The sequence below is a fragment of the Actinotalea sp. C106 genome, from assembly GCF_023630195.1.
Lineage (GTDB): Bacteria > Actinomycetota > Actinomycetes > Actinomycetales > Cellulomonadaceae > Actinotalea.
The window spans coordinates 1-1,061 of the sequence record NZ_JALPKN010000535.1; the positions used below are offsets into that span (position 1 = coordinate 1).

Annotated in this window: 1 protein-coding gene and 1 pseudogene; both read left to right on the forward strand. The window is 75.9% G+C overall.

Annotated features, from left to right (window positions below; all coding sequences use genetic code 11):
• Nucleotides 1-247: pseudogene (locus L0B03_RS18300) on the forward strand (response regulator transcription factor); the annotation flags it as partial.
• Between the two features lie 65 nt (nucleotides 248-312).
• Nucleotides 313-1,061: ribonuclease D (locus tag L0B03_RS18305; protein ID WP_250448502.1), on the forward strand; the 749-nt coding region annotated here is incomplete at its 3' end.

Genomic DNA, 1,061 nt, shown 5'->3' on the forward strand with positions numbered 1-1,061 from the left:
CCCCGGCGCCGTCCGCATCACCGGCCGGCCGGTGCCGACCAGCCGTGCGACCAGCGAGCTGACCGCTCGCGAGCTGGGCGTCCTGCGGCTCGTCGCCGACGGCCGCACCAACCGCCAGATCGGTGAGCACCTCGAGCTCTCGGCCCTCACGGTCAAGAGCCACCTCGCGCGCATCTCGCGCAAGGTGGGCACGGGCGACCGCGCCGAGATGGTCGCGTACGCGATCCGCAACGCCCTCCTGGCCTGATCCCCCGCGGACCCGACGGCGCCGCCTCCGCGGCCAGCCGGGTACGACCGTCTAGCGTGGTGGTCATGCCCAGCGCCCACCCCGACGTCACCGGTCCGGCGAGCGGCGAGGACGCTCCCGAGATCACCCCCCTGCGCGAGCCCCGTGACGGCGTCCCCACCGTGGTCGACAGCCCCGAGGCTCTGGCCGCGGCCGTCGACCGCCTCCGCTCGGCCTCCGGCCCCGTCGCGGTCGACGCCGAGCGCGCCTCGGGCTACCGGTACGGCCAGCGGACCTTCCTGGTGCAGATGCGCCGCGAGGGTGCGGGCACGGTGCTGATCGACCCCGTCCCGCTGCCCGACCTGAGCCCGGTGAACGAGGCCCTGGGCGACGCCGAGTGGGTGCTGCACGCCGCCTCGCAGGACCTGCCTGGCCTGTCCGAGCAGAAGCTCCGTCCGGCCGCCGTCTTCGACACCGAGCTCGCGGCTCGTCTGCTGGGGCTCCCCCGGGTCGGCCTCGCCGCGGTGGTCGCCGAGATCCTGGGCCTGGGCCTGGCCAAGGAGCACTCCGCGGTGGACTGGTCCACCCGACCGCTGCCCCGGGACTGGCTGCTCTACGCGGCCCTCGACGTCGAGGTGCTGCTCGACCTCCGCCGTGAGCTGGGTGACCGCCTGGTCGCCGCGGGCAAGGACGAGTGGGCTCGGCAGGAGTTCGAGGCCGTGCGCCTCGCCCCCCCGCCCCCACCACGCGTGGACCCGTGGCGTCGCACCTCGGGGCTGCACGCGATCCGCGAACCGCGCCGCCTCGCCGTCGTCCGGGCGCTCTGGGAGGCGCG